Annotated in this window: 27 protein-coding genes and 1 pseudogene; 27 read left to right on the forward strand and 1 reads right to left on the reverse strand. The window is 43.1% G+C overall.

Annotation, left to right across the window (positions count from 1 at the left end; translation table 11 throughout):
* Positions 1-30: 30 nt before the first annotated feature.
* From LKD36_RS06790 to LKD36_RS06865, 16 genes and pseudogenes are all read left to right on the forward strand, one after another.
* Entirely contained in the window at positions 31-1,023 is a 993-nt protein-coding gene (locus LKD36_RS06790) for a virulence RhuM family protein (protein ID WP_308459170.1), read from the forward strand.
* A gap of 237 nt (positions 1,024-1,260) precedes the next feature.
* Positions 1,261-1,461, forward strand: a complete 201-nt coding sequence (locus LKD36_RS06795) for a hypothetical protein (RefSeq protein ID WP_308459171.1) — start codon at positions 1,261-1,263, stop codon at positions 1,459-1,461.
* Between the two features lie 22 nt (positions 1,462-1,483).
* Positions 1,484-2,365: a DUF6414 family protein gene (locus LKD36_RS06800; RefSeq protein WP_118770500.1), complete on the forward strand. Its 882-nt coding sequence runs from the start codon at positions 1,484-1,486 to the stop codon at positions 2,363-2,365.
* Positions 2,366-2,467: 102 nt separating this feature from the next.
* Positions 2,468-2,569, forward strand: a complete 102-nt coding sequence (locus tag LKD36_RS17550) for a DUF1016 N-terminal domain-containing protein (RefSeq protein WP_308459172.1) — start codon at positions 2,468-2,470, stop codon at positions 2,567-2,569.
* Position 2,570: 1 nt separating this feature from the next.
* Positions 2,571-2,741, forward strand: a pseudogene (locus LKD36_RS06810) (PDDEXK nuclease domain-containing protein); the annotation flags it as partial.
* Between the two features lie 275 nt (positions 2,742-3,016).
* Complete coding sequence (locus LKD36_RS17480) at positions 3,017-3,214, forward strand: RNA methyltransferase (RefSeq protein WP_331465184.1); 198 nt, start codon at positions 3,017-3,019, stop codon at positions 3,212-3,214.
* Between the two features lie 180 nt (positions 3,215-3,394).
* A complete protein-coding gene (locus LKD36_RS06820) occupies positions 3,395-4,312 on the forward strand; it encodes a helix-turn-helix transcriptional regulator (RefSeq protein WP_308459174.1) in 918 nt (305 codons plus the stop codon).
* Positions 4,309-4,725, forward strand: coding sequence for a VOC family protein (locus tag LKD36_RS06825; protein ID WP_308459175.1), 417 nt, complete (start codon positions 4,309-4,311; stop codon positions 4,723-4,725). Before LKD36_RS06820 ends, LKD36_RS06825 begins: the two co-directional genes overlap by 4 nt.
* Before the next feature lie 5 nt (positions 4,726-4,730).
* A complete protein-coding gene (locus LKD36_RS06830; RefSeq protein ID WP_308459176.1) occupies positions 4,731-5,363 on the forward strand; it encodes a GyrI-like domain-containing protein in 633 nt (210 codons plus the stop codon).
* Positions 5,364-5,382: 19 nt separating this feature from the next.
* Positions 5,383-5,697 (forward strand): TfoX/Sxy family protein, encoded by a 315-nt coding sequence (locus LKD36_RS06835; protein WP_308459177.1) that lies wholly within the window; start codon positions 5,383-5,385, stop codon positions 5,695-5,697.
* Positions 5,698-6,124: 427 nt separating this feature from the next.
* A complete protein-coding gene (locus LKD36_RS06840) occupies positions 6,125-6,718 on the forward strand; it encodes a VanZ family protein (RefSeq protein ID WP_308459178.1) in 594 nt (197 codons plus the stop codon).
* A gap of 77 nt (positions 6,719-6,795) precedes the next feature.
* Positions 6,796-9,960: a DEAD/DEAH box helicase gene (locus tag LKD36_RS06845; RefSeq protein WP_308459179.1), complete on the forward strand. Its 3,165-nt coding sequence runs from the start codon at positions 6,796-6,798 to the stop codon at positions 9,958-9,960.
* A 223-nt stretch (positions 9,961-10,183) separates the two neighbouring features.
* Positions 10,184-11,452, forward strand: coding sequence for a BMP family ABC transporter substrate-binding protein (locus tag LKD36_RS06850; RefSeq protein ID WP_308459180.1), 1,269 nt, complete (start codon positions 10,184-10,186; stop codon positions 11,450-11,452).
* A gap of 127 nt (positions 11,453-11,579) precedes the next feature.
* Complete coding sequence (locus LKD36_RS06855) at positions 11,580-13,112, forward strand: ABC transporter ATP-binding protein (protein WP_308459181.1); 1,533 nt, start codon at positions 11,580-11,582, stop codon at positions 13,110-13,112.
* Positions 13,105-14,211, forward strand: coding sequence for an ABC transporter permease (locus LKD36_RS06860; RefSeq protein ID WP_118770504.1), 1,107 nt, complete (start codon positions 13,105-13,107; stop codon positions 14,209-14,211). Before LKD36_RS06855 ends, LKD36_RS06860 begins: the two co-directional genes overlap by 8 nt.
* A 6-nt stretch (positions 14,212-14,217) precedes the next feature.
* Positions 14,218-15,216, forward strand: a complete 999-nt coding sequence (locus LKD36_RS06865; protein ID WP_118770526.1) for an ABC transporter permease — start codon at positions 14,218-14,220, stop codon at positions 15,214-15,216.
* A 61-nt stretch (positions 15,217-15,277) separates the two neighbouring features.
* Here LKD36_RS06865 and LKD36_RS06870 read toward each other — a convergent pair whose 3' ends face one another.
* Positions 15,278-15,712 carry a MarR family winged helix-turn-helix transcriptional regulator gene (locus LKD36_RS06870; RefSeq protein ID WP_308459182.1) on the reverse strand — a complete coding sequence of 145 codons (435 nt, stop codon included), beginning with the start codon at positions 15,710-15,712 and terminating at the stop codon, positions 15,278-15,280.
* 167 nt (positions 15,713-15,879) lie between these two features.
* On the opposite strand from LKD36_RS06870, the gene LKD36_RS06875 reads away from it, so the two are divergent.
* The 11 genes from LKD36_RS06875 to lysS all read left to right on the forward strand — a co-directional run bounded on the left by LKD36_RS06875 (position 15,880) and on the right by lysS (position 24,965).
* Positions 15,880-16,806 (forward strand): tRNA-dihydrouridine synthase family protein, encoded by a 927-nt coding sequence (locus tag LKD36_RS06875; protein WP_308459183.1) that lies wholly within the window; start codon positions 15,880-15,882, stop codon positions 16,804-16,806.
* 70 nt (positions 16,807-16,876) lie between these two features.
* Positions 16,877-17,332 carry an NfeD family protein gene (locus LKD36_RS06880; RefSeq protein WP_308459184.1) on the forward strand — a complete coding sequence of 152 codons (456 nt, stop codon included), beginning with the start codon at positions 16,877-16,879 and terminating at the stop codon, positions 17,330-17,332.
* Positions 17,329-18,246 (forward strand): SPFH domain-containing protein, encoded by a 918-nt coding sequence (locus LKD36_RS06885; RefSeq protein ID WP_118770505.1) that lies wholly within the window; start codon positions 17,329-17,331, stop codon positions 18,244-18,246. The genes LKD36_RS06880 and LKD36_RS06885 overlap by 4 nt, the downstream gene beginning before the upstream one ends.
* A gap of 91 nt (positions 18,247-18,337) precedes the next feature.
* Positions 18,338-19,324 carry an ornithine carbamoyltransferase gene (gene argF / locus LKD36_RS06890; protein WP_308459185.1) on the forward strand — a complete coding sequence of 329 codons (987 nt, stop codon included), beginning with the start codon at positions 18,338-18,340 and terminating at the stop codon, positions 19,322-19,324.
* Positions 19,325-19,339: 15 nt separating this feature from the next.
* Positions 19,340-19,609: a hypothetical protein gene (locus LKD36_RS06895; protein ID WP_118770507.1), complete on the forward strand. Its 270-nt coding sequence runs from the start codon at positions 19,340-19,342 to the stop codon at positions 19,607-19,609.
* Entirely contained in the window at positions 19,606-20,592 is a 987-nt protein-coding gene (locus tag LKD36_RS06900; protein WP_308459186.1) for a biotin--[acetyl-CoA-carboxylase] ligase, read from the forward strand. The genes LKD36_RS06895 and LKD36_RS06900 overlap by 4 nt, the downstream gene beginning before the upstream one ends.
* 12 nt (positions 20,593-20,604) lie before the next feature.
* Complete coding sequence (locus LKD36_RS06905; protein ID WP_118770509.1) at positions 20,605-20,940, forward strand: DUF6145 family protein; 336 nt, start codon at positions 20,605-20,607, stop codon at positions 20,938-20,940.
* Entirely contained in the window at positions 20,937-21,899 is a 963-nt protein-coding gene (dusB, locus tag LKD36_RS06910) for a tRNA dihydrouridine synthase DusB (RefSeq protein ID WP_308459187.1), read from the forward strand. The genes LKD36_RS06905 and dusB overlap by 4 nt, the downstream gene beginning before the upstream one ends.
* Before the next feature lie 40 nt (positions 21,900-21,939).
* Complete coding sequence (locus LKD36_RS06915; RefSeq protein ID WP_308459188.1) at positions 21,940-22,359, forward strand: hypothetical protein; 420 nt, start codon at positions 21,940-21,942, stop codon at positions 22,357-22,359.
* A 57-nt stretch (positions 22,360-22,416) separates the two neighbouring features.
* Entirely contained in the window at positions 22,417-22,899 is a 483-nt protein-coding gene (greA, locus tag LKD36_RS06920; protein ID WP_308459189.1) for a transcription elongation factor GreA, read from the forward strand.
* A gap of 11 nt (positions 22,900-22,910) precedes the next feature.
* The gene (gene lysS / locus LKD36_RS06925) at positions 22,911-24,965 is read left to right on the forward strand and encodes a lysine--tRNA ligase (RefSeq protein ID WP_308459190.1); all 2,055 of its coding nucleotides are present in this window, start codon (positions 22,911-22,913) and stop codon (positions 24,963-24,965) included.
* Positions 24,966-25,003: the final 38 nt, after the last annotated feature.

Below are 25,003 nucleotides of genomic sequence, written 5' to 3' on the forward strand. Positions count from 1 at the left end.
ATATATCTGATTTTGGAGGAAAATTAATTTATGAACAAAGAAAAAGCAGATATGATTATTTATACGACAGAGGATGGTCTGACAAAAGTTGAAACTACTTTTGATGGTGATACAGTCTGGTTGTCTATTGATCAGATGGCAGAATTGTTTCAGAGAGATAAATCAACTATTTCCAGACATATAAAAAATATATTTACAGAAGGTGAATTACAGCGGGATTCAGTTGTTGCAAAATTTGCAACAACTGCTTCTGATGGAAAAGTTTACAATGTAGACTATTACAATCTTGATGTTATTATTTCTGTTGGCTATCGCGTAAAATCAAAACGAGGAACACAGTTCAGAATCTGGGCAACCGGAATTTTAAAAGAATACATGAGAAAAGGTTTTGCCTTAGATGATGATCGTTTGAAAAATCTAGGTGGCGGTGGATATTTCAAGGAATTGTTGGATAGAATCCGTGATATTCGTGCATCCGAGAAAGTATTTTATCGTCAGGTCCTGGAAATTTATGCAACGAGCATAGATTATGATCCGAAAGCGGAAATATCCATTGCATTTTTCAAAAAAGTGCAAAATAAAATTCACTATGCAATTCACGGAAATACTGCAGCAGAAGTAATCTATAGTAGAGCTGATGCAGAAAAAGAATTTATGGGACTTACTACTTTTAAAGGTAATCAGCCAACATTAAAAGAAGCAGTAGTTGCTAAGAATTACTTATCTGAAAAAGAATTGCGTGCAATGGGACAGTTGGTATCTGGATATCTTGATTTTGCAGAACGTCAGGCAGAACGAGAACAGGCCATGACAATGAGAGATTGGGCCGAACATCTGGATCGGATTCTGACAATGAGTGGGGAACAGCTTTTGCAGGGAAATGGAAGCATATCACACAAACAGGCTATTGATAAAGCAACGAATGAATATAAAAAATATAAAGCGCAAACACTCAGCACAGTGGAAGAAGACTACCTGAATTCAATAAAAATGTTGGAGAAGAAAACAGATAAAAAACAGTGAGAGCATCATTGGAATTAGTGGTTTGGCATTTCCGGTGTATTATGAAGTCTTTGAAGGCGAAGCAATTCGGTTGCTCAACGAAAAACAGTCGAGACGGTAGTACTGCTTTCCTATAAAAAACCGCATGGACATATCAATGTAAAAGTTGAGTTTGGCGAAGGTGAGGGCAAAGTACCGTCGGATAATATCGCTAAAAGAGTCGAGGCATACAAGCCGAAAGAGCGAGTTACATACAAGATGATAAAGGAATATATAGAAGCTAAATATGGCTTCAAAGTACATACTGCGTATATAGCAGAGGTGAAGAGAAGTTTGGGCTTGCCAATGTATGACGCTCCTAATGCAGTAGAAGAATTGAAACATCCTAGAAAACATCCGACAGCCGAGAAAGTAGAAGCGATAAAGGATGCATTGAGACATTTTGAGATTATTTCGTAATATAAATTGGAAGGAAAAGTTGATGAGAAGGTTTATTTATCTGGATACTGATACATTGAATTCTTATTTGGCACAAATATTTGATGGCTTGATTCAAAGTGAAGATTCAGAAACGCAGCATCAGAAAAAAGTGAATAAGCAAAATTCTGTTACGACTAGCCTTGCTGGGAAAATAGCTCTTAAACTATTTGGAAAGGGAGTAGATGCAAATGCCCAAGCAACGTATCAACATTTGAAAACAGTTGCTGATGACGAAATGGTTCGAGATGTACAGACAAAGATAATGCATGATAATGCGTTTGACCAATTTATGAATTATTTACATGAGCATAATTTGTTAAATGGGGCAGATGTTGGTGATTTCCTTATTGTAAAAGACGAATTTTATATTTTCGATATTGCGTTTTATCAAAAACTATTTGTAAAAGATGGATTTGTTGATATGCTTACACAGATTCAAGATATGAATACAAGAAAAGAGGCAGAAAAACAAACAGAAGAATTTGCAAGAGAACAGCGCCGAAGTAAAATTGTACAAGATAAAGTAAATGAAACGGTACAGGAAGCTCTTGATAAAAATCATGAAAATTGGGATTCATTAAAAAAGATGGTTGAAATGTTGGCTGCCATTATTCCATATCCGAGAATACTGTGTATTTCGAATTATGCGGTGGTTTTAGATGAAAAATATATGAGAGATAATATATCAACAGCAGCTTTTAAGTACGGTGGGAAAATAACTGTTGTAGGATATATTACGAATAAAGTTATGGCTCAGGCTAATTCCCCAATTTCAACTTTCTCAAGTATAGGAAATTCTATGAATACATTGACGAAAGTATTCTTTGAAAATATAGATGAGATGTATATTGTGCATCCGGTTGCAATTTATTATGGTGATTGATATAAAAAATGGGGAGCTTTTTATGAATCAAAATTTCTATGAAGGAATCAAAATATTTTAACCACAGCGAGAAATAAAGTCTATCAAACAGCCAATTTTGCAATGGCTGAAGCCTACTGGAATATGGGCAAATCGATCATTGAAGAACAAGGCGGCAATAAAAAAGCTGAGTATGGTACAGGTTTGTTAAAAGAGTTATTATGAACGAGAACTTATGAATGAAGGAGACAATCCATCGATTGGTATTGTTTTGTGTGCAGACAAAAGTGAGTCTGTAGTTAAGTATACGTTACCTGAAAATGAAACACAGATTTTTGCGTCAAAATACAAATTGTATTTACCAAGCGAGGAAGAATTGCTGCGGGAATTAAAATAGGAATATCAAGCTCTGGAATCTATTAAGACAGTGGAAGAAAATATTGATTATATTTCCGTGATTTTGTGGGGATATGTTTTGATTTGGTATGCATGTGGAGACGGTATGTTTATTGTCCAAACTCCACGAAGCGAAGCATCATGTGAATGTGAGACTTGACATGGACGAGATGGATTTAACGGCGGCTGAGAGGCGCTAAAGGTCCAGGGGACCTTTGCCCAGCGCGGACCGAAGCGGAGCGTAGACAGGCTACTTATGAGGAGATAAAGAAGTAAGTGGCAGAGTATAATGATGGGATGAAGGTATCTAATCTGTATATTGCACAGATAAAGCAGAAGCATGGAATTATAGAAAGAGAGAACTATAATAAGCCAAAATCTGAGAAGAGCGGACAGCCGGAATGCCCAAAAGAAAAAGAAATAGAGATTGAAGAGGCGTTGAAGTATTTTCAGATGATTCCAAGGGAATCATAGGCTAATTTGGCTTATCGGATGGAGAAAATTCAACTAATGTTATTGAGCCTTCGGACATTGGGAATAAAACCTGATGTTCGGAGGCTTTTTGTTTACAGAAATTTTTTTCGTGGATATAATAAACATGACATATAGCTGTCGTGTTGAATCAGGTATGATATGTATGGAGTGAAAGAAACGATGAAAATAGATAGACTTATCGGTATATTGTCAATCTTACTGCAGGAAGAAAAGACAACGGCTCCTGAACTGGCAGAAAGATTTGAGGTATCTCGAAGGACAATAAATCGGGATATTGAAGATCTTTGTAAAGCGGGTATTCCTATAAAAACTGCGCAGGGTACCGGCGGTGGTATTAGTATTATGGATGGATATCGTATGGACAGGACGATTTTGAGTTCCAAAGATATGCAGATGATTCTTGCGGGGTTGCGGAGTCTTGACAGTGTGAGCGGAAGCAGATACTACAGTCAGCTGATGGAGAAAATCCAGACCGGATCATCAGAGTTCATCAGTGGAAGAGATTCTATGCTGATTGACTTATCTTCATGGTATAAGGGTTCTCTTGCTCTAAAGATCGAGGTAATACAGAGTGCAATAGAAAACAGGCGCATCATACGATTTAAGTATTATGCTCCGTCCGGAGAGAGCAATCGAAGGGTAGAACCATATTATCTGGTTTTCCAGTGGTCGAGCTGGTATGTATGGGGGTGGTGTTTAGAACGTAAAGATTACAGGCTGTTCAAACTGAACCGTATGGATTGTGTTGTTGAAACAGACCGTGGATTTCTGTGCAGAGATGTACCAATGCCGGATTTGTCAAATGAGAAGATATTTCCGGGTGGGATAAAGGTAAAAGCTCTTTTCACACCGAATATGAAGTGGCGGCTGGTTGAAGAATTTGGACCGAATTGCTTTACAGAAACAGACGATGGAAGGCTGCTCTTTTCAGCAGACTATACGGATATGGAAAACCTTGTGACATGGCTTATGACATTTGGAGCAAAAGTAGAGGTGCTTGAGCCCGAAGAAGTGCGGGACATTATTCGCAGGAATGCAGAGGAAATATTAAAAATCTATGGAGGATTAGGAAAATGAGATTAGACGGTTTTGGGTTGTTTGTTGATGATATGGCAAAGATGATTCGTTTTTACAAGGATGTTCTCGGATTTGAAATTAAGGAAGAAGAGAATACTTCCAATGTTTATCTTGTAAAAGACGGAACACTTTTTTTACTGTATGGGCGGAATGATTTTGAGAAGATGACAAACCGGCGATATGAGTATATCAAGGGTCTGAATGGTCATTTTGAAATAGATCTATATGTTGATACTTTTGAAGAGGTGGACGAGGCATACAAGAAGGCTGTGGAAAACGGTGCAGCATCTGTGCTTGAACCGGAACTTGAACCTTGGGGACAGAGAACCTGCTATATTGCTGACCCGGAAGGAAATCTGATAGAGATTGGTTCTGGGAATAAGCCTTATGAAGAAAAGGATCTGGAGGAGTAAGGAGTATGGCATTTGATTATAAAAAAGAATATAAAGAGTTTTATATGCCGAAGGGAACACCGTCTATTGTCAGAGTCCCGAAAATGAATTATATAGCAGTGAGAGGAAGCGGCAATCCAAATGATGAAGATGGAGAATATAAGCAGGCTATCGGCCTTCTGTATGGAATTGCATTTACGATTAAAATGAGCAAAAAGGAAGATCATCAGATTGATGGATATTTCGATTATGTCGTGCCACCATTAGAGGGATTCTGGTGGCAGAATGGAGTATCCGGAATTGATTATGCTCGTAAGGAAGATTTTAAGTGGATCTCTGTTATTCGCTTGCCAGATTTTGTTACCAGGGAAGATTTCGACTGGGCTGTCAGGAAAGCTACGGCGAAGAAAAAACAGGATTTTTCTAAGGTTGAGTTTTTTTCCTATGAGGAGGGCTTATGTGTACAGTGTATGCATATCGGAGCGTATGACGATGAGCCTGCTACGGTAGATGCAATGCACAGATTTATGGAAGAACAGGGATATACACTTGATATAACGGATCAGAGAATGCACCACGAGATTTATCTGAGTGATGCGCGGAAGGTGGCATCGGAGAAACTGAAGACTGTGGTCAGACATCCGATAAATAGAGCCTAAGGGTATGGAGAAAAATAATATGGCATCAACAAAAGAGTATTTGGATTTTGTTATGGAACAATTATCAGGACTGGATGAACTCAGCAGCAGGGCAATGATGGGCGAATACATCCTTTATTACCGTGGAAAGGTTTTTGGTGGAATATATGATGACAGACTTTTGGTAAAGCCGGTTCCGGTGGCGGTGAAAATGATGCCGGATGCTGGGATGGAACCGCCGTATGATGGTGCTAAAGAAATGATTTTGGTTGATAATGTAGATGATCAGCAGTTTTTGTGTGAACTGGTTGAGAGTATGTGGGAAGAATTACCGGAAAAGAAGAATATACATTAAGAACTAAGACTTGACAAAATCGAACAAATATTCTATATTAACAGCGGTGATTTTATACCCAAAAGCAGAAACTACGAATGTACAAATGGAGCTCAAACCCTTGCGGTTTGGGCTTTTTCTAATTTTGTAGAAAATCTGAGAACAACTATTTCTAAAAAGTCAATTATCATTTTGTGATAGAAAATGAACAGAATTTTTCACAAAACTATTTGTGCAATACTAACAAATTTTTGAGAGCATATAGTTTCGCTAAAGTAACAGCATGGCAATCGAGTAACAGCGGTTGCTTTTTTTATTGCCTATTTTTAGAAAGTCATCAATTGCCCCGATACTTATTATGATAAAAAGTATCAGATTTACAGAGACGTTTGAATGCTCAATATGATAGAATAGATGAAAAGAATTTTTGGGGTGAAGGAGAAGAGAAATGTATAGAATCTACATTACACTGATGGAAGTCATGGCAGCAGCTGTTTTTATTATTCCTCTCTGGATGATATATCATAAGATCTGTTTTCATAGCTGGAAACGAACGATGATCTATATGGTATTTGCATTTTATATGACAGCAGTTTTAGCACTGGTTGGATTCCCCAACATAACTTTGTTAAAGATAGAGGTGACAGTAAACGTAATTCCATTTATCTATATGATACCGGATTTTGCAAATGCCTGCCTGAATGTATTGTTGTTTATCCCATTTGGTTTCTTTTTACCAACTTTATGGGAAAAATTCCGAAATGTAAAAAGCACTATCGTGGCAGGATTGTTGACGACCCTTTTTATCGAGATATCTCAGCTTTTTACAGGCAGAGCAACGGATATAGATGATGTTATTACTAATATCCTCGGGACTATCATAGGTTACTATATTGCATGTTGGTTTACAAAAGCCTTTACAGGCAGAGTGCTGGAGAATTCGAAACAGAGTGACTTTAACCTGATATGTGGTTCCGTTGTGATTATCATGTTCTTTTTTCAACCATTCATTTCAAATTTATTATGGAAAATGGTATTGTAATTTGGGGTTAGTTATCAGGATGTATGCATATAGTAAGAGTCTTTGACATAAGGGGAAATAGAATGGGAGAAGGTCTGATGAATAAAAAGAATGACATATTAGAGTCCTGGATTATGGTCGAGCATCTGTCAGAGGGAGATATTAATTTAAAGGACAAAACTATTTTGAACTTTAATGATCTGCAGAGACAAGATTATTATTCTCTTCTGGCAGATGAAATACAGAAGAAGGGACTCAAAAAAAATAAGCATAGCGGAGTTATTATTTATTTTGATATTTTCCCATTTCAGGAAGTGATTGATTTTCTAAGAGAAGAATATAAATTGGCGCCAACAGAACAGGAAATCACATCAGGTAATAAATTTTCCTTTGCATTGTGTTTTGACAAAGAACTTCATTTTGATGAGAAAAAGACGTTCTTGACGGAAAGCTATTACATAAGAAAAAAGAAACGAATACCGAAGGAACGGGATTTCCGGATATTTGAGGAAGAAATGGGATGTGAGTTTGAGAAAATGTTTGCATGTCCGGAAGGTGAGGATTACAGGGAACATTTTAATCAGGTTCTGGTGTCAATTTTGACAAAAAATAAGATTTCGATTGAAAATTGCAGATTGCAGTTGTTGAAGAATATGGAATCGGATGCGACGAATCTGCATTCCTTTTTTATAGCTGATCTGGAAAAAGCAAAAAAGATACAAACTCATAATTTAGATAAATATATAACAGGTAATGTTGCAGGACGCAGGAACTTAAATTGTCGAAAGGAAAGTGAGCAGTTTAATCCGGAGATCTTTTATCGCATTTTGAGTCCTGAAAATTATCCGATTGCGAGATTTCCAAGTAATCCCCAATTCTCGCTGGCTTTGATGCAGCAGGTGGCGGTCAATTTATCTATTGGTTTTGATAGTGAGCAAATCAGAAGTGTAAATGGACCTCCTGGTACAGGAAAAACGACGTTGTTAAAAGATATATTTTCCGAGCTTATTGTGGAACAGGCCTATGAAATAGCGACCATGTCATCGCAATACATAAAAGGAACGGAGGCAACGAAATATTGGGAGAATGCTTCCATTGGCTGTATTCCACAGGGAATCGCTGAGAAGGGTATTATTGTTGCCAGTTCGAATCATGGTGCAGTTCAGAATATTGTAGATGAGCTGCCATTATTAGACAAAATAGATAAAGAGTTTCAGGATGAGATTGTCAGTATAGATTATTTTAAAGAGATAGCCAATTCGTTTGTAGAGACAGAATGGGTGGAGAGTGATAAAGGAAAGAAAGAAGTATTAAAAGCTACAAAGAAAGAAGACAAGGATAAATTCTGGGGATTGTTTTCACTTGAGGGCGGCAAAAAAGATAACATGGATTATATCGTTACGGTACTGAAACATGTTGTCCATGAGCTTGAGCAGGAATATGTATCCAACGATAGTATATATTCAGACTTTCTCAACCTGTATCACAAGGTCTGCGCTTATCGAAGCAGTGTTCAGTCTGTTTCACAGGAAATCGCAGAGGTGAAAAAATTACAGATACTGACAGATGAGAAAGTTCGAAATTTTGAAAGTGAGAGAATCGGAAGAAAGACGGAGTCAGAGCAGGCTGTTTTAGAAAACGAAAAAGAAATAGAAAATATTCAGAAGAAAATAGAACAGCTGAAGGAGGATACCAGAGATTTTGTGCTGCAGCTGCAGATGGTTGCCTGTGAAAAAGATGGGATTCTTCAGGGGATAGAGGCATTAAAGCTTCAAAAGCCAGGATTTTTTTCATCACGAAAACGTAAGACAGAGTATGCTGAAAAGAATAAGCAGTATTCGGATCAGCTTCAAATGGCAATTGAGAAAGAGCGGGAACTGCGAACCGGATTGCTTGAAAGAGAAAGACAGGAAAAGAGTTTTCAGATAGAGATCGAAAAACTGATCAATCAATCCAAAGATGATCAGTCTGTATTTGCGGAATGGGAACAAAATCGAAGAACTGAAATTCAGCAGTGGAAGGATAAAATAGAAAGATTTCAGGAGAAACTTTGTGGTTTAAAAATCAATGCACTTAATCTGGATTTGGATTATGAAGCATTACAATTGAGTAATCCATGGTTTGGCATAGAATATAGAAGGCTGCAGTCACAATTATTCATTAAGGCATTGGAGGTCAGAAAGGAATTTTTGTATGCCAATATAAAGAACATAAAGGCAGCCTATATCATCTGGAGTAAACAAAAAGATTATCTGGAGCACAAAAATATCATAGCAGAGGCATGGCATTGGATCAATATGACGATACCGATTATCGGTTCGACATTTGCCAGCTTTTCAAGAATGTGTACGAATATGGGCAAGGAAACGTTGGGGCATTTGTTTATTGACGAAGCCGGGCAGGCACTTCCACAGGCAAGTGTAGGTGCTATTTTCAGAAGCAGACATGTTATGGCAGTGGGAGACCCGGCGCAGATCAAACCAGTGCTTACTCTGGATGCGAATATCCTTAATATGCTTGGAGCATACTATGGTGTTTCGCAGAAATATTTGTCTGAAACAGCATCGACGCAGACGTTGGTAGATGAAGTAAGCCAATATGGATTTTATAAGGATCTGAACCAAGAAAACTGGATCGGAATTCCTTTGTGGGTACACAGAAGGTGCAAATATCCGATGTTTGACATCTCCAATGCTATTTCTTATGGCGGAAATATGGTACAGGGTGATCAAAAGACGGGGGTTGCTGAATGGTATGATATCAAAGGGCGTGCGTCAGATAAATATGTTGCGGAACAGGGAAAATTTTTAAGAGAAAAAATTCAGACAATGATCATGGAAAATCCTGATATTGTAGATGATCCAACGAAAGATATCATATATGTAATCAGCCCTTTTAAAAATGTGGCATATCAATTATCAAGGGAATTAAAGAAAATCGGGTTTACGAGATATGATAAAAAAGGAAAACCTACAAATATTGGAACAGTACATACCTTTCAGGGAAAGGAAGCACCGATTGTATTTTTCGTATTAGGTGCAGACGAAAAATGCGTTGGAGCGGCAAACTGGGCGGTAGGTACGGAAAATCCCAATATCATGAATGTTGCAGCAACACGGGCAAAAAATGAGTTTTATATCATTGGAGATAAAAACCTGTATCTGTCACTTCATAGCAACGTAATAAATGATACATATCAGATAATTGAGAAGTATAAAAGGGGTACTTTTATGCCAGATGCCGTTGAAAAAAATATAGAGTAGGAAGATAGACTGCATTTATAAGAAATACTTAATAATAAAAACAACCTCGCATTATAAGTGGTATGCGGACAGGATAAAAAATTCAGATAAAATGAAAAGTCTATTGACAATTCCTACAATCTTTGCCTATACTTAACAAGTATTAAGAGAACGACTGATCTTATGGCTCATAAGTTCAGCTCATAAGAGACAACCCGTAAATGGGAACACAGGAGGATTATTTATGAAAAAGAAAGTTGTAAGTTTACTTACTGCTATGGCATTGACTGCAATGACTCTTGCAGGATGCGGTTCTTCCACAGCAGCAGACAGCACTGACAGTACAGCAGCAGAGACTACTGATGAGGCAGCTGACACGGAAGCAGATGCAGACAGCACCGCTGCAGTTACCAACGTAAAAGCAGGTTTCATTTTCCTGCATGATGAGAACTCTACTTATGATCTGAACTTCATGAATGCAGCAAAAGAAGCATGTGAGAAGCTTGGCATTGAGTATATGACAAAGACCAATATCCCGGAAGGTCAGGAATGTTATGATGCAGCATGTGAGCTGGCAGATGCAGGATGCAACTTCATCTTCGCAGACAGCTTTGGACATGAGGATTACATCATCGAGGCTGCAAAAGAGTATCCGGAAGTACAGTTCAGCCATGCAACCGGAACTAAGGCTCATACAGAGGGACTTGACAACTTCCACAATGCATTCGCTTCTATTTATGATGGACGTTATCTTGCAGGTATCGCTGCAGGTATGAAATTAAATGAGATGATCGCAAACGGAGATATCACTGAGGATCAGGCAAAGATGGGATATGTAGGAGCCTATACCTATGCAGAGGTTATCTCCGGATATACTTCCTTCTTCCTGGGCGCACGTTCTGTATGCCCGAGCGTAACAATGGACGTTACCTTTACCGGTTCCTGGTATGATGAGACCGCTGAGAAAGAGGGCGCTAACAAACTGATCGAGGACGGATGCGTACTGATCAGCCAGCATGCAGATTCCATGGGAGCTCCGACCGCATGCGAGACCGCAGGTGTACCGAACGTATCCTACAACGGAAGCACCGAAAGCGCTTGCCCGAACACCTTCCTTGTATCTTCCAGAGTAAACTGGGAGCCCTACTTTGAGTATGCAATGAACTGTGTAGCAGATGGAACCCAGATCGACGCTGACTGGACCGGAACACTGGCTACCGGTTCTGTTGAACTGAGCAGCCTTGGAAGCGCAGTAGCAGATGGAACTCAGGAAGCAATCGATGCAGCAACTGCTGAGATTGAAGCTGGTACCTTACATGTATTTGATACCGCTACATTCACCGTTGATGGTGCAGAGATGACCAGTTATGAAGCAGATGTGGATACGGATGCAGATTACACCCCGGATCATGAGGTAGTAAGCGACGGATATTTCCATGAGTCTGAGTACCGTTCCGCTCCGTACTTCAATGTACAGATCGACGGCATCAACCTTCTGGATACCGCATTCTAATTAAAATAAAATGCCTTGCAAAGGGCGGCACAGCGACTATCGCCGCGCCGCCCTTTTTCCGTCATATGGAAGTTGCCATATGAGGGAAAAAGGACGGAACGGTTCTAATATAGAAAGGGGACGAAAGATGGATACCAGAACAGCAGCAGTTTCGTTAAGAAACGTAACGAAGACCTTTGGCGCGGTTGTTGCCAATGAGAAAGTGAATCTGGATATTTATAAGGGAGAGATTCTGGCGCTCCTGGGAGAAAACGGAAGCGGAAAGACAACACTGATGAATATGCTTTCCGGTATTTATTTCCCGGATGAGGGACAGATCTTTATCAATGGAAAAGAAGAGATTATCAAATCACCAAAAGATGCATTAAAGCTGGGCATTGGTATGGTGCATCAGCATTTCAAACTGGTGGATGTACTGTCTGCTACGGAAAATATTGTATTGGGTCTGGAAGGAAAGCTGAATATTAAAGAAGCATCCGGAAAGATTGCACACATCTGTGAAAAATATGGATTTGAAGTGGATCCGAAGCAGAAGATTTATGATATGTCTGTTTCTCAGAAGCAAACCGTGGAGATTGTAAAAGTACTTTACCGCGGTGCGGACATTCTGATTCTGGATGAGCCGACGGCAGTGCTGACCCCTCAGGAGACGGAAAAATTGTTCCGTGTACTTCGTAAAATGAGAGATGATGGAAAAGCGATTGTCATTATCACCCATAAGATGAACGAGGTAAAATCTTTGTCTGACCGTGTGGCAGTCCTGAGAAATGGCCAGTATATTGGTGATATGAAGACCAGCGAGACCAACATTACGGAAATGACCAATATGATGGTCGGACATACGGTAACCCTGAACATTGACCGTCCGGACCCGGTAGATCCGAAACCACGAATCGAGGTGGAGGGTCTGACTGTCCGGAATGAAGAGGGCGTGGTAAAGTTAAAGGATGTCAGCTTTACTGCCAATAGCGGTGAGATTCTTGGCATTGCCGGAATCTCCGGATGCGGACAGAAGGAGCTGCTGGAAGCAATTGCAGGACTTCAGCCGGTAGAGTCCGGAACGATTGCCTATATGGAACCGGATGGCACAAAAGAAATGTTAATTGGAAAAGATCCGTTGAAGATTGCGGAGATGGGTGTTTCCCTTTCGTTTGTTCCGGAAGACCGTCTAGGCATGGGTCTGGTAGGAAATATGGATCTGACCGATAATATGATGCTTCGTTCCTTCCGGAAAGGAAAGACTCCCTTTGTCAACCGCAAACCGGCCAGAGAACTGGCAGAGCATGTGGTAGAGAGTCTGGAAGTGGTAACACCGGGCATTCACACACCGGTTCGCCGTCTTTCCGGTGGTAATGTTCAGAAAGTACTGCTGGGACGCGAGATTGCATCCTCACCGACCGTTCTGCTGACGGCTTATGCAGTGCGTGGTCTGGATATCAACTCCTCCTATACGATTTATGACTTGCTGAATGAGCAGAAGAAAAAGGGCGTGGCTGTTATCTTTGTCGGCGAGGATCTGGATGTGCTGGTAGAACTTTCCGACCGGATCATGGTTCTCTGTGGAGGAGAAGTCAGCGGCATCGTGGATGCCAGAACGACAGATAAAAATGAGGTCGGCATGATGATGACCAGAATGGGAGGCAGTGAAGAACATGAATGAGAAAAAGAAAGAACCGCTTTTCCATATTGTAAAGAGGGATGCCATTCCCTGGTATCAGTCGCTGGGAATCCGGGCAGTGGCCATTGTGCTGGCGCTGATTCTCTGCGCGATAATTACAACCGTAACGACGGGGATTAACCCGATTCAGGTATATCAATCTATTTTTGCAGGAGCATTTGGTTCTGCCAGAAAGACCTGGATTACCTTCCAGAACATTTCCATTCTGCTTCTGATTTCCCTGGCGTTGACTCCGGCATTCAAGATGAAATTCTGGAATATTGGCGGTGAAGGTCAGGTGCTCATCGGTGGTCTGGCATCTGCAGCCTGCATGATCTGTCTGGGGGACAAGCTTCCGAATGCGGCAGTCATCCTCTGCATGGTCGTGGCAAGTATCGCAGCTGGTGCGTTCTGGGGATTTATTCCGGCATTTTTCAAGGCAAAATGGAATACAAATGAGACTCTTTCCACTCTGATGATGAACTATATTGCTACTCAGCTGGTGGCATTTTATACCATTGTATGGGAAGTGCCGAAGGGCTCCGGAAAGATTGGAATTATCAATCAGAATACGAATGTGGGCTGGCTGCCCCAGGCATTCGGTTACAAATACCTCTTAAGCATTCTGGTGGCAGTGCTCATTACGGCATTTATGTATATTTATCTTAACTACAGTAAACATGGCTATGAGATTTCTGTTGTGGGTGAGAGTGAGAACACGGCGAAATACGTTGGCATTAAAGTAGAAAAAGTGATCATGCGGACGGTGGTATTGTCCGGTGCTATCTGCGGACTGGTTGGTCTTCTGCTGGTGGGAGGCATCAATCATACGATAACCACAACCATTGCAGGAGGTCAGGGATTTACGGCAGTTCTGGTATCCTGGATGTCCAAATTCAATCCGCTGACCATGGTATTCTCCAGCTTCCTGATCATTTTCATGAATCGTGGTGCCAGTGAGATTTCCACAAACTTCGGACTGAACCAGTCTTACTCCGATATCCTGACGGGAATTATTCTGTTCTTTATCATCGGCTGTGAATTCTTCATCTCGTATCAGCTGCAGTCACGTAAAAAAGCAGAGAAGAAGGAGGTAAAATAAATCATGTTGAACTTCTTACTTGCGTTTATTCCAAGAGCCATTGTGCAGGGCATTCCGCTGCTGTTCGGAAGTACCGGTGAGATCGTGACCGAGAAATCCGGTAATCTGAATCTGGGAATTCCGGGCGTTATGTATGTGGGAGCCATCTGTGGTGTGATTGGTTCTTTCTTCTATGAACATTCTGTGCCGGATGCGTCTGCCATGAACGGAACCCTCGCCATTCTGATTCCGATGGCATGCTGCATGCTTGGCTCGCTGCTCATGGGAATCTTATACTGTTTCCTGACCGTGACACTGAGAGCAAATCAGAATGTAACAGGACTTGCCATGACTACATTTGGTGTTGGTTTTGGTAACTTCTTTGGCGGTTCGCTGATCAAACTGGTAGACAGCGATGTTCCCTCCATTACCCTGACGGCAACCAGTGGATTTTTCAGCAAGACCCTTCCCTTTGCAGGAAAACTGGGCTGGTTTGGAAAATTGTTCCTGTCCTACGGCTTCCTGGCATATCTGGCAGTGCTCATTGCGCTGGTAGCATCCTATATTCTGCATCACACCCGTGTGGGCCTTCAGCTTCGTGCAGTCGGCGAGAACCCGAGTACTGCAGATGCAGCAGGTATTAACGTGGCAAAATATAAATACATCGCAACCTGTGTCGGATGTATGATCGCAGGATTTGGCGGTCTCTACTATGTTATGGACTATGCCTGCGGCGTATGGTCCAACGATGCCTTCGGTGACAGAGGCTGGCTGGCTATCGCCCTTGTAATCTTCACCATCTGGCGTCCGAATATCAGCATTCTGGCATCCTTCCTGTTTGGAGGACTGTATATCCTGTATCTCTATATTCCGACCGGAATGGACCATATGGAGTTCCAGGAGTTATATAAAATGATTCCGTATGTGGTAACTCTGGTGGTACTGGTAGTGACCAGCATCCGCAGTAAGAGAGAGAGTCAGCCGCCTGCAAGTCTGGGCCTGGCCTACTTCAGGGAAGAACGATAGAGATAGAAAATGTAACCCCGCGGTCCGATGGTATGGACCGCGGGGATTTTCTGTTGCAGTATTAATGATTTTCAGGGGTCAGCTGCTCCAGGTTTTCTTCGATGATTTCCAGCGTCCTGAAAAATCCATTTCGATCGTTCTCATTTGTGTTTTTAAGAAGAACGGTTTCAAAATCCTGTTGAAGCTTTCTGCCTTTTTCGATAATGGGAAGTGCTTGTTCCGTACATTGAAGTTCGATTTTTCGTCGGTCTCCTTCTATACTGTTTCTGGTCAGATATCCTTCTTTTACCAGTTTATCTACATTGACAGAGACCAGATTGGCTTTGATTTTCCGGATTTCCACGATGTCGCTGGCTGTTTTGCATTCCGGATTGTTGCCAAGAAACATAAGAATATCAAAGGCTGTTTGCGGCATATGAATCTCTTTACATAAAGATTTGCAATAATCATTGTATGCCAATCGTATTTTTCTTGCAAATTCCAGACGTACATTCATGGTTTTTACCTCACTCCCGGATAATTCAAAAATGAACTGTTCATATTTGAGTAGCGTAGCATGAATCAAAGAATGTGTCAACGGGAATGTATTCATAGAAAACAAATTGACTCACTGGGGGATTTTAGAATATAATTTCGATAACATAAGAATAAGGTGATACGATCATGGGAATGCATTACTATATGGCCCCGTTGGAGGCCATTACCACTTATACCTACCGACAGGCTCATGCAAAAGTATACGGACCTCTTGATAAATATTTTATCCCGTTTCTGGAAACTCATGAGAAGCGGGATTTTAAGACAAGAGAGCTGCAGGAAATCCTGCCGGAACATAATGAAGGAATTTATGTGGTACCGCAGATTCTGACCAACAAGGCAGATGGATTTATCCGCCTCGGAAAAGCATTGAAAGACTATGGATATCAGGAGATCAATTTAAACCTTGGATGTCCGTCCAAAACGGTGGTGACCAAAGGAAAAGGTTCCGGATTTCTGGCATTTCCGGAAGAGCTGGACTGTTTCCTGGACAACATCTTTGAGGCACTGGGTTCAGAACTGAAATTATCCGTAAAAACCAGAATCGGGAAGGAAAAGCCGGAAGAATTTCCGAGACTTCTGGAAATTTTCAACCGTTATCCTCTGGAAGAATTGATCATTCATCCAAGAGTACAGACCGATGGGTACAAGAATTACCCCAGAATGGAAATGTATGATCTGGCGGCAAAGGAGAGCAAAAATCCTATATGCTATAACGGTGATTTGTTCAATCAGGAGAAGCTGGAGAAATTTCAGAAAGAGCGGCCGGATACAGATTGTTTGATGATTGGCAGGGGATTTCTCATGAATCCGGGACTTCTCCATCCGGAAACCGGACGGAAAGAATTCTGGGAGTTTCACGATCTGGTCTATCACGGCTATCTGGAACGGGATCTGGGTGGTTACCGGAACGTGCTATTTAAAATGAAAGAGTTGTGGCTCTATCAGGTGAAACTGTTCCCGGAAGTGAAGGGACTGGAGAAGAAGATCAAAAAACTGCAGACGCAGCAGGAGTATGAGCAGCTGATGGGAAAGCTGCAGACAGTTTCATAAATCCTTTCGTTGTCAACCGTATGAGAATATTGTATAATAAAAACAATCACAGCAAACGGAGGAAAAATGCATGACAGGAATGAACTCTGCAGTGATCTGGCTTGTGCTGGTGATCGTATTGCTGGCCATTGAGATTGCGACGTTGGGCCTGACGACAGTCTGGTTCGCAGGCGGGGCGGCAGCAGCATTTATCTCTACCTTTTTTGGTGCGAGTATGGGAGTCCAGACAGGAATTTTTCTGGTACTGTCACTGATTTTACTGTTGGTTACAAGACCGGCAGCCATGCGCTTTATGAAAAAGGGACAGGTAAAAACCAATGCGGACAGTTTGATCGGCAGAACAGCCGTAGCAACGAAGGAGATCAATAATCTGGCGCAGACCGGAGAAGTTGACATTGCCGATATCAGCTGGACAGCAAGAAGCGAGGATGATTTGAAGATTATCCCGGCAGGCAGCAAAGTAAAGATCTGTGCCATCGAAGGCGTGAAGCTTATCGTGGAGGAGATAAAGGAGGAAATAAAATGATTTTAGTAGGCGTACTGATTCTGGTGATTCTGATCATTCTGGCATCCTGTGTGAAAGTGGTACCGCAGGCTACCGCACTTGTTATGGAACGTCTGGGTGCGTATAACGGAACCTGGCCGGTAGGTATCCATTTCAAGGTGCCGATCATTGATCGTGTGGCAAAGAAAGTGACCCTGAAAGAGCAGGTAGTGGATTTCGCGCCGCAGCCGGTAATTACGAAAGATAATGTAACCATGAGAATTGATACGGTTGTGTTTTTCCAGATTACGGATCCGAAGCTTTTCGCTTATGGTGTAGAGAATCCGATCATGGCTATCGAGAACCTGACCGCTACCACCCTTAGAAATATCATTGGAGATCTGGAACTTGACCAGACCCTGACTTCCCGTGAGACCATCAACACCAAGATGCGTGCTTCCCTGGATGTGGCAACAGATCCGTGGGGCATCAAAGTGAACCGTGTGGAACTGAAGAACATCATTCCTCCGGCTGCCATTCAGGATGCCATGGAGAAGCAGATGAAGGCAGAACGTGAACGTCGTGAGGCAATTCTGAAGGCAGAAGGTGAGAAGAAGTCCACTATTCTGGTGGCAGAAGGTCATAAGGAGTCTGCGATTCTGGATGCAGAGGCTGAGAAACAGGCAGCAATCTTGAGAGCAGAAGCAGAGAAAGAGAAGATGATCAAGGAAGCAGAAGGTCAGGCAGCAGCCATCCTGAAAGTACAGCAGGCAAATGCAGACGGTCTTCGTTTCCTGAAAGAAGTAGGAGTAGATGAAGCAGTGATCCAGCTGAAGAGCCTGGAGGCATTTGCAAAGGCAGCCGACGGACAGGCAACCAAGATCATTATTCCGTCCGAGATTCAGAAGCTTGCCGGACTGGTAAGTTCCGTTACAGAAGTAGCGAAAGAGAAGTAATTCGCATTGCAGAAACACATTTCGGGCTGACGCAGCATGTTGCGCCAGCCTGTTTGCATGAAAGCACATACATACAAAAGGAGACACCACCATGGATTTAAAAGGAAGAAATTTTTTGAAACTGCTTGATTATACACCGGAAGAGATGACTTATCTTCTGGATCTGGCTGCAGAGCTGAAAGACAAGAAGAAAAAAGGGATTCCGGTAGACACTTTAAGGGGTAAAAACGTCGCACTGATTTTTGAAAAAACCAGTACCAGAACCCGCTGCTCTTTTGAAGTGGCTGCCCATGACCTGGGTATGGGAACGACTTACCTTGATCCCACCGGTTCTCAGATCGGTAAGAAGGAGAGCATTGCAGATACGGCCCGTGTGCTGGGAAGAATGTATGAGGGTATCGAATACCGCGGATATGGTCAGGAGATCGTGGAAGAGTTGGCAAAATATGCAGGGGTTCCGGTATGGAACGGTTTGACCAACGAGTTCCATCCGACCCAGATTCTGGCAGATATGCTGACCATTCGTGAGCATTTCGGAAATCTGGATGTGAAAGTCGTTTACATGGGTGATGCCCGTTACAATATGGGTAATTCCTGGATGGTAGGATGTGCGAAGATGGGTATGGACTTTACTGCATGCGCGCCGAAGAAATACTGGCCGTCCCAGGAGCTGATCGATCAGTGCCAGGAAATCGCAAAAGAGACCGGCGCAAAGATCACGCTGGAAGAGGATGTACAGAAGGCAACTAAGAACGCAGATGTCATTTATACAGACGTATGGGTATCCATGGGTGAGCCGAATGAAGTATGGGCAGAGCGTATCCATGACCTTCTTCCCTATCAGGTAAATAAAGCAGTGATGGAAAATGCAGGAGAGCAGGCAATCTTCATGCACTGTCTGCCGGCGTTCCATGATCTGGGAACCAAGATCGGCAAACAGATCAGCGAGAAATTTAATCTGGATGCCATGGAAGTAACCGACGAAGTATTTGAGTCATCCCAGTCTGTTGTATTTGATGAGGCTGAGAACCGTATGCATACCATCAAAGCTGTGATGGCAGCAACGCTGGGAGCATAAAAAGCCGGAGGAATCATGAAAGGTTTTCTAGAAAAATATAGAAATATATCTGTGTGGCTGAGTCTCTTCATTCTGGCCATGTGGTTTGTCGGAGCATCTGATCAGGAGAACCGGATGCCGTGCATGCTGCTGGCATTTCTGGCAGGAGCCGGTATTTTCGGCTCAGGTGCTGCCCGGGAGTGGACGATGGACAACCGGCTGGGAAGCCTTATCTATGCTGTACTGACCGGGTTTATGTGGGCAGCAGTCGTACTGGCCGGCCTTAGTATGGGGGGAATATTATGAAAGCAGAATTATTGAAGATCCTGCGGGAGGCAGAAGATTATGTGTCCGGACAGCAGCTTTGTGATCATTTTGGCGTGTCACGGACGGCTGTCTGGAAAGTAATCCGCCAGCTGCAGGAAGAAGGCTATCAGATAGAAGCCGTGAAGAACAGAGGTTATCTGCTGAAAAAAGATGCCGTGCCGGATGTGATGACAGTTCCGGAAATTATAAGCCGTCTGCATTCCAGATGGATGGGAAGAAACTGTATCTTTCTGGAGACAGTGGATTCCACGAATAATTATCTGAAACGTGCAGCAGAAGATGGTGCAGTAAATGGAACATTGGCGGTGGCGGAAGAACAGACCGGTGGCAAGGGCCGTCGTGGCCGTTCCTGGGAGACACCTAAGGGAACCAATATTGCCATGACGATCCTGCTTCGCCCGGAGATCCGTCCGGAACATGCTTCACGCCTGACCCTTCTTATGGCAATGGCAGTAGTCCGCGGGATTCAGAAGGAGACAGGCCTTCAGGCAGGAATTAAATGGCCAAATGATGTGGTTGTGGATGGTCATAAGGTCTGTGGAATCCTGACGGAGATGAATACGGAAGTAGATTACATCAATTATGTGGTTATCGGTACCGGTATCAATGTCAATCAGACAGAGTTTCCGGAGGAGATCCGTGAGATTGCAGGTTCACTGAAACTGTCGGCAGGACATCCGGTGGCAAGAGCCGGACTGATTGCTTCGATTATGGAAGAACTGGAAGACCTTTATGAAGTATTTTTGAAGACGGAAGATCTGTCTGCGCTGAAGGATGAGTATAATAGAAACTGTGTCACCTGCGGTCATGAGATCCGTGTGCTGGAACCGGGACATGAATACACCGGAACGACTGACGGCATCAATGATCTGGGTGAGTTAGTTGTGAAAAAAGCGGACGGTGAAACGGTCTGCGTCTACGCAGGAGAAGTGTCCGTGCGTGGATTGTATGGATATGTATAGGAGAAATAACAGATGTATCAGGACAGAGTAGTGCTCTGCGGAGCAAGTTCCTACGAGAAAAAATATTATCTGAATGAAGATTTTAAGGCACTTCCGCAGCAGATTCAGGACGAACTGAAGATTATGTGTGTGCTGTTCACAGAAGATATTGGCGGTGTGCTGACCTTGGTTTTTGATGAGGAGGGAAATCTTCTGCTGGAAGTATCTGCAAATGAAGAAGATCTGCTTTATGATGATATCGGAAGTGAACTGAAGATCCGGCAGATCAGGAAAGAGAAGGCGGAGCTGTTACAGTCACTGGAACTGTACTATAAAGTGTTCTTCCTTGGTGAGGATGTGGAAGAATGATACAGACATTGAAGATCGGAGATGTAAGTCTGAAAAATAATCTGATCCTCGCTCCAATGGCAGGTGTTACGGACCTGCCATTTCGTCTTTTGTGCAAAGAACAGGGAGCGGGGCTTCTCTGTATGGAGATGGTCAGTGCGAAGGCAATTTATTTTAATAACAAGAATACAGAAGAACTGCTTACCATTGATGACCGGGAGCCGCCAGTGTCACTTCAGCTGTTTGGTTCCGATCCGGATATCATCAGTGAGATGGCGAAAAAGATAGAGAACCGCCCATTTTCCATTCTGGATATCAATATGGGATGTCCAGTGCCGAAAGTAGCTGGCAACGGCGAAGGTTCCGCCCTTATGAAAAATCCGAAGCTGGTGGAAGAGATCGTCAGTAAGACCGCAAAAGCCATCAAAAAACCGGTAACCGTAAAGATTCGAAAAGGATTTGACGATGAGCATATCAATGCGGTGGAGATTGCAAGAATTGCGGAAAGCGCAGGAGCAGCAGCGGTAGCGGTGCATGGCCGGACCAGAGAGCAGTACTACAGTGGAAAAGCGGACTGGGACATTATCCGCCAGGTAAAAGAAGCGGTGAAGATTCCGGTCATTGGAAATGGAGATGTGACTTCTCCGGAGGCTGCAAGGCAGCTTATGGAGACGACTGGCTGCGACGGCATCATGATTGGTCGGGGCGCACAGGGTAATCCGTGGATTTTCCGGCAGATTCTGCACTGGATGGAGACTGGGGAAGAAGAACCAAAGCCAGATCTGGAAGAAGTGAAAGCGATGATTCTACGGCATGCGAGGATGCTGGTGGAATATAAAGGTGTATATACCGGAATCCGGGAGATGAGAAAACATGTGGCCTGGTATACAGCCGGATATCCTAATTCGGCGAAACTCCGGGCGCGGGTTAATGAGATCGAAAGTCTGGAAGCTCTGGAGCATTTAATTCAGGGGCTGTGACATATAGTTTATAGAAACAATATGCCGGAAGTGCCTTTAGATGCGATGGTGGATTTGGTTTCGCAGATGGTTGAAGAATCAGAAGCAGATGGAAGCATTACCCGAGAAGAAAGCGGAGGAGCAGAAGAGTTTCTTCCTATATATGAGGATGACTCCGGAAATACTGACCAGAATGCGAAGAGAACGGGGAATTCCCCTGAAGAAGCTGGAACTGGTTCTGATCGATAACGAAAACGAACCAGTCTGGCAGGTGCAGGCAATTCTGGAAAAACTGGTTCCAGGATTGAATGTGCTGTATCTGGTAACAGAGCGGGAAGAACAGTTTGAGGAACAGGCAGAAGAACTGTTCGACAGTCGGGGACTGATTGTAGCAATGAAGAAGCCAGGAGCAGAAAAACCCTCAGGGAACTTGATTCTGGACCTTCATGACTGGGAAATGCACCTTGACATTATTTCTTAGGTACGATAAAATAACTTGACTCAATAGATTTATTGAATAGATTGGAAGGTGTTAAACATGGCGGATAAAAAAAATATTATGACCTATGCAGGTCTTAAAAAACTGCAGGATGAGCTGCAGGACTTGAAAGTAAACCAGAGACGTGAGATCGCTCAGAAGATCAAAGAGGCAAGAGAGCAGGGAGACCTTTCTGAGAATGCTGAGTACGATGCAGCAAAAGATGAGCAGAGAGACATCGAGGCACGTATTGAGCAGATCGAGCAGATTCTGAAAAATGCAGAGGTCGTTGATGAAGACGAAGTCGACCTTGACGTGGTTAATATCGGATGCCTGGTACGCGTCCTTGATATTGAATATAACGAAGAAGAGGAATACAAACTGGTGGGCTCTTCCGAGGCCAGCAGTCTTCAGAATAAAATCTCCAACGAGTCCCCGTTTGGTAAAGCACTGATCGGAGCAAAAGTAGGAGACGTCGTGGAAGTAGAAGCACCGGCTGGTGTTGTAAAATATAAAGTGCTCAGCATTCACAGAGCAAACTAAGGAGAGAGAAAGTGGCAGGAAATAATAACACACAGGATCTTGGACAGCTGTTAAAGGTTCGCCGCGAGAAGCTGGCTGACCTCCAGAATGCAGGCAAAGATCCGTTCCAGATTACAAAATACAACCAGACCCATCATTCTTCAGATGTAAAAGCTCTTTACGAAGAGCATGAGGCAAAGATTCTCGCAGGAAGAGCACCGCTGAACACTGATGGAATGGATGAGGTACAGGCAAAAGACGCACAGAATGCGGATTATAATGAGAGAAGAGCGATCATGGACGCACAGCCGATCCATGTATCCATCGCCGGACGTATGATGTTCAAGCGTGTGATGGGAAAAGCGTCCTTCTGTAACATCCGTGACCTGAAAGGAACCATTCAGGTTTATGTGGCAAGAGACGCCATCGGAGAAGAGAGCTACGCAGATTTTAAGAAATCTGATATTGGTGATATCTATGGTGTGGAAGGCTATGCATTCCGTACCAAGACCGGTGAGGTTTCCATTCATGCAGAGAAGATGACGCTTCTGAGCAAGAGTCTTCAGATTCTTCCGGAGAAATATCATGGAATTACCGATACGGATATGCGTTATCGTCAGAGATATGTAGATCTGATTATGAACGAGGATGTAAAAAATACCTTCATCAAACGTTCCCAGATCATTAAAGAGATCCGTAACTTCCTGGCAGGAAGAGATTTCATGGAAGTAGAGACTCCAACCCTGGTTTCCAATGCAGGTGGAGCAGCAGCACGCCCGTTTGAGACTCATTACAATGCACTGAATGAGGATGTAAAGCTCCGTATTTCCCTTGAGCTTTATCTGAAGAGACTGATTGTAGGCGGACTTGAGAGAGTCTTCGAGATCGGTCGTGTATATCGTAACGAAGGTGTAGACACCCGTCATAATCCGGAATTTACTCTGATGGAGCTGTATCAGGCCTATACGGACTATGAAGGCATGATGGAACTGACAGAGAGCATGTTCCGTTATCTGGCTGAGAAAGTCTGCGGAAGCACCAAGTTTACTTATAATGGAATTGAGATCGACTTTGGCAAGCCCTTTGAGCGTCTTACCATGAACGATGCGATTAAGAAATATGCAGGCATTGATTTTGATGCCGTTGAGACCGATGAGGAAGCTAAGAGACTGGCAGATGAGCGTCACATCGAATATGAGGAGCGTCATACAAAGGGTGACATCATTAACCTGTTCTTCGAGGAGTACTGTGAGAAAGAGCTGATTCAGCCGACCTTTATCATGGATCATCCGCTGTCTATCTCTCCGCTGACCAAGAAGAAACCGTCCGACCCGAATAAAGTAGAGCGTTTCGAGCTGTTCATTAATACATGGGAGATGTGTAATGCATATTCTGAGCTGAATGACCCGATTGATCAGAGAGAGCGTTTCGCCCAGCAGGATGCAAATGCGGAAGCAGGTGATGACGAGGCGCAGCATACAGATGAAGATTTCCTGAATGCACTGGAGATCGGTATGCCTCCGACAGGTGGTATCGGATACGGTATTGACCGTCTGGTTATGCTTCTGACTGACAGTCCGGCTATCCGTGACGTACTGCTCTTCCCGACAATGAAGACCCTGGACCCAAAGAAGGCTGAAAACAAAGCCGAAAAAGCAGCGGTAAATGGTTCTGCAGAGGATGCAACCGTGTCCGCGCCAAGCGTACAGATTGATCTTTCCAAGGTGAAAATCGAGCCGTTGTTTGCAGATGATGTAGACTTTGAGACATTCAGCAAGTCTGATTTCAGAGTGGTTAAGATCGAAGCCTGTGAGGCAGTGCCGAAGTCCAAGAAGCTCCTGAAATTCACACTGAATGACGGAACAGACCGGAAACGCACCATTTTAAGCGGTATTCACGAGTATTACGAGCCGGAAGAGCTGGTTGGTAAGACCTGTGTGGCAATCACAAACCTGCCGCCGAGAAAGATGATGGGTATTGATTCCGAGGGTATGCTGATTTCCGCAGTGTACGAGTATGACGGACGGGAAGGCTTAAATCTTTTGATGCTGGATGACAGTATTCCGGCAGGAGCAAAGCTGTACTAAAGAGGTCATTTACTACAAAAAATCGCGTTACTACAACT

It is taken from the genome of Hominiventricola filiformis (assembly GCF_020686965.1).
GTDB classification, from domain to species: domain Bacteria; phylum Bacillota; class Clostridia; order Lachnospirales; family Lachnospiraceae; genus Hominiventricola; species Hominiventricola filiformis.

What these genes read in the sequence shown, in the direction of transcription:
- LKD36_RS06800 (WP_118770500.1), top strand. Translation starts at nt 1,484, where the DNA reads ATGAGAAGGTTTATTTATCTGGATACTGATACATTGAATTCTTATTTG.
- LKD36_RS06875 (WP_308459183.1), top strand. Translation starts at nt 15,880, where the DNA reads ATGGGAATGCATTACTATATGGCCCCGTTGGAGGCCATTACCACTTAT.
- dusB (WP_308459187.1), top strand. Translation starts at nt 20,937, where the DNA reads ATGATACAGACATTGAAGATCGGAGATGTAAGTCTGAAAAATAATCTG.
- greA (WP_308459189.1), top strand. Translation starts at nt 22,417, where the DNA reads ATGGCGGATAAAAAAAATATTATGACCTATGCAGGTCTTAAAAAACTG.
- LKD36_RS06900 (WP_308459186.1), top strand. Translation starts at nt 19,606, where the DNA reads ATGAAAGCAGAATTATTGAAGATCCTGCGGGAGGCAGAAGATTATGTG.
- LKD36_RS06915 (WP_308459188.1), top strand. Translation starts at nt 21,940, where the DNA reads ATGCGATGGTGGATTTGGTTTCGCAGATGGTTGAAGAATCAGAAGCAG.
- LKD36_RS06880 (WP_308459184.1), top strand. Translation starts at nt 16,877, where the DNA reads ATGACAGGAATGAACTCTGCAGTGATCTGGCTTGTGCTGGTGATCGTA.
- LKD36_RS06835 (WP_308459177.1), top strand. Translation starts at nt 5,383, where the DNA reads ATGGCATCAACAAAAGAGTATTTGGATTTTGTTATGGAACAATTATCA.
- LKD36_RS06870 (WP_308459182.1), bottom strand. Translation starts at nt 15,712, where the DNA reads ATGAATGTACGTCTGGAATTTGCAAGAAAAATACGATTGGCATACAAT.
- LKD36_RS06855 (WP_308459181.1), top strand. Translation starts at nt 11,580, where the DNA reads ATGGATACCAGAACAGCAGCAGTTTCGTTAAGAAACGTAACGAAGACC.
- LKD36_RS06820 (WP_308459174.1), top strand. Translation starts at nt 3,395, where the DNA reads ATGAAAATAGATAGACTTATCGGTATATTGTCAATCTTACTGCAGGAA.
- LKD36_RS06895 (WP_118770507.1), top strand. Translation starts at nt 19,340, where the DNA reads ATGAAAGGTTTTCTAGAAAAATATAGAAATATATCTGTGTGGCTGAGT.
- LKD36_RS06860 (WP_118770504.1), top strand. Translation starts at nt 13,105, where the DNA reads ATGAATGAGAAAAAGAAAGAACCGCTTTTCCATATTGTAAAGAGGGAT.
- LKD36_RS06845 (WP_308459179.1), top strand. Translation starts at nt 6,796, where the DNA reads ATGAATAAAAAGAATGACATATTAGAGTCCTGGATTATGGTCGAGCAT.
- LKD36_RS06850 (WP_308459180.1), top strand. Translation starts at nt 10,184, where the DNA reads ATGAAAAAGAAAGTTGTAAGTTTACTTACTGCTATGGCATTGACTGCA.
- LKD36_RS06825 (WP_308459175.1), top strand. Translation starts at nt 4,309, where the DNA reads ATGAGATTAGACGGTTTTGGGTTGTTTGTTGATGATATGGCAAAGATG.
- LKD36_RS17550 (WP_308459172.1), top strand. Translation starts at nt 2,468, where the DNA reads ATGGCTGAAGCCTACTGGAATATGGGCAAATCGATCATTGAAGAACAA.
- LKD36_RS06790 (WP_308459170.1), top strand. Translation starts at nt 31, where the DNA reads ATGAACAAAGAAAAAGCAGATATGATTATTTATACGACAGAGGATGGT.
- LKD36_RS06905 (WP_118770509.1), top strand. Translation starts at nt 20,605, where the DNA reads ATGTATCAGGACAGAGTAGTGCTCTGCGGAGCAAGTTCCTACGAGAAA.
- LKD36_RS06840 (WP_308459178.1), top strand. Translation starts at nt 6,125, where the DNA reads ATGTATAGAATCTACATTACACTGATGGAAGTCATGGCAGCAGCTGTT.
- LKD36_RS06885 (WP_118770505.1), top strand. Translation starts at nt 17,329, where the DNA reads ATGATTTTAGTAGGCGTACTGATTCTGGTGATTCTGATCATTCTGGCA.
- argF (WP_308459185.1), top strand. Translation starts at nt 18,338, where the DNA reads ATGGATTTAAAAGGAAGAAATTTTTTGAAACTGCTTGATTATACACCG.
- LKD36_RS06830 (WP_308459176.1), top strand. Translation starts at nt 4,731, where the DNA reads ATGGCATTTGATTATAAAAAAGAATATAAAGAGTTTTATATGCCGAAG.
- LKD36_RS06795 (WP_308459171.1), top strand. Translation starts at nt 1,261, where the DNA reads ATGATAAAGGAATATATAGAAGCTAAATATGGCTTCAAAGTACATACT.